This window comes from Actinomadura sp. KC345, assembly GCF_004348515.1.
In the GTDB taxonomy this organism is placed as follows: Bacteria; Actinomycetota; Actinomycetes; order Streptosporangiales; family Streptosporangiaceae; genus Spirillospora.
In genome coordinates this window covers 1-4,402 of the sequence record NZ_SMKH01000454.1, presented here as the reverse complement: position 1 = coordinate 4,402, position 4,402 = coordinate 1, and the positions used below count along the sequence as shown (strand labels likewise).

The 4,402-nt window shown below is 77.6% G+C and carries 6 protein-coding genes; all 6 read left to right on the top strand.

From position 1 onward, the window contains the following. The first annotated feature begins 160 nt into the window (after positions 1-160). The 6 genes from E1281_RS37925 to E1281_RS37900 are packed head-to-tail and all read left to right on the top strand — an operon-like array spanning position 161 to position 4,122. Positions 161-442, top strand: coding sequence for a monovalent cation/H+ antiporter complex subunit F (locus E1281_RS37925; protein WP_131884528.1), 282 nt, complete (start codon positions 161-163; stop codon positions 440-442). A gap of 13 nt (positions 443-455) precedes the next feature. Then, positions 456-749 carry a monovalent cation/H(+) antiporter subunit G gene (locus E1281_RS37920; RefSeq protein WP_131884527.1) on the top strand — a complete coding sequence of 98 codons (294 nt, stop codon included), beginning with the start codon at positions 456-458 and terminating at the stop codon, positions 747-749. Positions 750-756: 7 nt separating this feature from the next. Further along, on the top strand, positions 757-1,164 hold the full coding sequence (locus E1281_RS37915) for a DUF4040 domain-containing protein (RefSeq protein ID WP_243717783.1): 408 nt from the start codon (positions 757-759) through the stop codon (positions 1,162-1,164). Then, positions 1,161-1,931 carry an MnhB domain-containing protein gene (locus tag E1281_RS37910; protein ID WP_131884526.1) on the top strand — a complete coding sequence of 257 codons (771 nt, stop codon included), beginning with the start codon at positions 1,161-1,163 and terminating at the stop codon, positions 1,929-1,931. Before E1281_RS37915 ends, E1281_RS37910 begins: the two co-directional genes overlap by 4 nt. Further along, entirely contained in the window at positions 1,928-2,281 is a 354-nt protein-coding gene (locus E1281_RS37905) for a cation:proton antiporter subunit C (RefSeq protein WP_131884525.1), read from the top strand. Before E1281_RS37910 ends, E1281_RS37905 begins: the two co-directional genes overlap by 4 nt. After that, complete coding sequence (locus tag E1281_RS37900) at positions 2,278-4,122, top strand: complex I subunit 5 family protein (protein WP_207943754.1); 1,845 nt, start codon at positions 2,278-2,280, stop codon at positions 4,120-4,122. Before E1281_RS37905 ends, E1281_RS37900 begins: the two co-directional genes overlap by 4 nt. Positions 4,123-4,402 lie beyond the last annotated feature (280 nt).

Below are 4,402 nucleotides of genomic sequence, written 5' to 3'. Positions count from 1 at the left end.
GCGGCCTGCTGCGCGTCCACCGCCTCACCCCCCGCCCGTCCCCGTTCGAACGGCGGCTGCGCGCCGCCGGCCTCGTCCACGCCCCCGAACACGCCCCCGAAGACCGGACCGGACAGCGGCCGGGGCACGGGCCGGGGCACGGGCACGGCGAGGAACCGGCATGAACGCCGCCGCGCTGGACGGCCCCGCGCTGCACACCGCCGTGCCCGCCCTGGCCGTCATGGCCGGAGCGCTCCTGCCCGCGCTGCTGTCCACCCTGCGCGGGCGTCCGGCCGGCCGGCTCGCCGGGCTGATCGTCACCGGCCCGCTGACCGCCCTCGTCCTGGTGCTGCTGGCCGCCGCCTACGGCCGGCCCGCCTACCTCGACGTCGCCCTGGTGGTGGCGCTGCTGTCGTTCGCCGGGGCCCTGGTGTTCGCCCGGTTCCTGAGCCGGACGCTGTGAACGGGGCGCGCCGATGACCCTCGCCCTCCTCGCCGCCGCGCTGACCTGGGCCGGCGCCGCGGTCGCGGTGGCCTCCGGGCTGCGGCTGCCGCTCACCCGCGGCGCCGCGGCCCGGCTGCACACCGTCGCGCCCGTGACCGCCCTGGCCGCGCCGCTGCTGATCGGCGGGGTGGCGCTGCGGCCCTGGTCGTCCTGGCACGACGTCGCCAAGCTCGCCGTGATCGCCGTGCTGCTGGCCGCCACCGGCCCCGCCACCGTGGCCGCCGCGGGCCAGGCCGTCGAACGCGCCGCCGGCCGGCCGGAGTGAACCCGCCGTGAGCACCGCGCCACCGGCCACCGCCTCGCTGGACGCGCTGTCGGGGCCGCTCGCCGACGCCCTCATCGTCACCGCCCTCGCCATGGCCGCGCTCATGGCGACCGCGGTCGTCCTCACCCGCGGCACCGTCCGCCAGGCGATCGTGCTGTCGGGGTACGGGATGGTCCTCGGCCTGCTGTTCCTCATCCTGCAGGCCCCCGACGTCGCCATGTCCCAGTTCGGGGTCGGGACCGTCGTGCTGCCGCTGCTGGTCGTCCTCGCCCTGCACGCCACCCGCCGCCACCGCGCCGAGGGCCCCGGCGCCGGCCACGCCGGCGGCGGCGACGAGGGCGAGCAGAACGCCGGCCCCGGCGCCGAACACGGGGACGGCCACGGGGACGGCCACGGCGGGGAGGCGCGCCGGTGAAGGCCCGCGCCCGCCTCCTGCTGTTCGCCGCCGGCGCCGCCGGCACCGCCGTGGTGTTCACCGCCGGGGTCCTCGGCCTGCCCGGCTTCGGGGGCCCCGTGCACCCCTACGCCGACCGCGCCGTCGCGCAGGCCGTGCGGCAGGGCACTTCCAACGCCGTCGCCTCGGTCACCTTCGACCAGCGCGCCTTCGACACCCTCGGCGAGGAGATCATCCTGCTGTCGGCCGCCGTCGGCGCCGTCGTGCTGCTGCGCGTGGTCGGCCGCGAGGCGCAGGACGGGGGCGGCGCCCGCCGGCACGGGCCCGCCGAGGTGTTCGACGCGCTGCGCATCGTCGGCTACCTGCTGCTGCCCCTCACCCTGGTCGCCGGCGTCTACGTCGTCGCGCACGGCCACCAGTCGCCCGGCGGCGGATTCCAGGGCGGCGTCGTCCTCGGCACCGCCCTGCACCTGCTCTACCTCGCCGGCGACTACCCCGCCCTGCAGCGGCTGCGGCCCGTCCCGCTGTTCGAGTCGGCCGAGGCGCTGGCCGCCGCCGCGTTCGCGGTGCTCGCCCTGGCCGCCGCCGGGCTGGCCGCCGCCGGCCGCGTCCCCGCCCTCAACGCCGCCGTCGGCGTCGAGGTCGGCTGCGCCGTCGTCCTGCTGCTCGGCAAGTTCTTCCAGCAGGCCCTCCTCGTCCGCGAGGACGGCCCCGACACCGCGACCGCGGCCGGCCCCGGCGCCAGGACCGGCGCCGGTTCCGGCGCCGAGAACGGGGAGCCGCCGTGAGCGTCCTGCCCTACCTGGCCGCGGGCTGGATCATGCTCGTGGGCCTCTACGGCATCGTGACCAGCCGCGACCTCATCCACGCCGTGGTGTGCCTGTCGGTCACCCAGTCCGGGACCTACGTGCTGCTGCTGGCCATCGGCCACCGCTACGGCGCCACCGCCCCGGTGTTCTCCGACCGCCCGCCGCCGCCCGCCGGCGGGCCCGTCACCGATCCCGTCGTGCAGGCGATGACCCTCACCGACATCGTCGTCGGCGCCACCGTCACGGCCCTGCTGCTCGCGCTCGCCGTCCAGGTCGCCAAGCGCCGCGGCACCCTGGACCCCGGCGCGCTGCGGTCGCTCGAATCGTGATCCTGCAGGCCGCCGTCGCCCTGCCGGTCCTGGTCGCCGCGCTGCTGGCCGCGGCCGGCCGGTGGCTGCCGCGCCTGGCCGTGGACGTCACCGCCATCGCCACCGCCGCCGCCGTCACCGCCCTGACCGCCCTGACCCTGGCCCGCTCCCCCGGCAGCCCGCAGGTCGTGTGGCTCGGCGGCTGGGGACCCGGCACCGGCGTCGGCATCCCCCTGGCCGCCGACCCCCTCGCCGCCGGGCTCGCCTGCGTCACCGCCGCCCTCACCCTGGCCGCGCTCGTGTTCTCCTGGCGGTACTTCAGCGAGATCCAGGCGATCTTCCACGCGCTCATGCTGCTGTTCCTGGCGGCGATGTGCGCGTTCGTGTACACCGGCGACCTGTTCGACGCGTTCGTGTTCTTCGAGCTGATGAGCGTCGTGGCGTTCGCGCTCACCGGCTACCGGTCCGAGGAGCCCTCCACCGTCCACGGCGCCCTGAACTTCGGCGTCGTCCAGTCGATCGGCGCCTACCTCACCCTCGCCGGCATCGCCCTGGTCTACGGCCGCACCGGCGAACTCGGCCTGGCCGCCGCCGGGAACCGCCTCGCCGGCGACACCGGCGCCCACGCCGGCACGCTCGTCACCGCCGCGTTCGTGCTCGTCTGCACCGGCTACCTCGTCAAGGCCGCCGCCGTCCCCTTCCACTTCTGGCTCGCCGACGCCCACGCCGTCGCCCCCACCCCCGTCTGCGTCCTGTTCTCCGGCATCATGATCGAACTCGGCGTGTACGGGGTCGCGCGGACCTACTGGGCCGTGTTCGCCGGGCTCGTGCCGCTGCGCGCCATCGCCGTCCTCGGCGCCGCCGCCGCGGTCCTGGGCGCCGTGATGTGCGTCCTGCAGCACCACGTCAAGCGGCTGCTGGCCTACTCCACCATCAGCCACTCCGGGCTGCTGCTGGTCGGCGTCGCCGCCGGCACCCCCGAGGCTCTCGGCGGCACCGCCTACTACCTGGCCGGGCACGCCGCGGTGAAGGGCGCGCTGTTTTTGGCCGCGGGGGCACTGCTCAACCGGCACCGGAGCGTCGACACCCGCGACCTGCGCGGCCGCGGCCGCGGCATGCCCGTCACCGGCGCCACGTTCCTGGTCGGGGCGCTGTGCCTGGCCGGAGTGCCGCCGTCCGGGCTGTTCGCCGGGCACTCGGTCACCGAGCACGCCGCCCTGAAGATCGGCTGGTGGTGGTTCATGCCGCTGTCGATCGCCGCGGCCGCGCTCACCGCCGGCGCCGTCCTGCGGGTGTGGCTCGTGGTGTTCCGCGGTACCCCGGCCGGCGGCGACACCGCACCGGCCCCGTCCGGCGCGCCCGCCGGCGGGCAGGCCGGGCGCGAGGAACCCGAGACGCCGGAGAAGCTGCGGTCCATCCCCTGGATCATGCTCACGCCCGCCGCCGTGCTGCTCGCGGCGGGCCTGCTGACCGGGCTGGCGCCCGGCGGTCCCGTCGCCGACGCCGCGCACGTGTTCGCCGACCGCGCCGCCTACGCCGGGCTCGTCCTGGACGGCCACGTCACCCGCCCGCATGCGCCGCCCGCCGACCCCTGGACCCTGTCCGGCCTCGGCGGAGCCGCCGCCACCCTGCTGCTGGCCCTGGCCGTCGCCGTCCCCGTCACCCGCCGCCGCGCCCCCGCGGGACGCGCCCGCGACGGCCCCCTGCGCACGGCGTGGGGCACGGCGGGACGGACCGCGGGACGCGCCGCCGCCGCGGCGTCCGCGCGGCTGCACGCCCTGCACTCGGGCCACATCGGCGACTACACGGCCTGGCTCACCGCCGGCGTCGCCGTCCTGGCGCTGCTCACCACCCGCTTCTAACAGCAGCGCGCCGGGACGCGGCCGCACCCATGCCCGCCGGCGGGCTCCGGTTGATCGCGGCCCCGCGGCGGGCCAGGCTGTGAGACCCACCGCCGCACCGGCGGCGGCATCGGTGTCCGCGCACCGGGAGGGAGGCGCCGTTGACCCGGCTCCGTCCCCGCGCCCGAGGCGCCCTCACCGCCGCCTCGGCCACGGTCCTGCTCGCCACGGTCCTGCTCGCCACGGTCCTGCTCGCGGTCATCGCCGTCGCGGCCGGGACGTCCTCGTCCCCGCCCCGCCC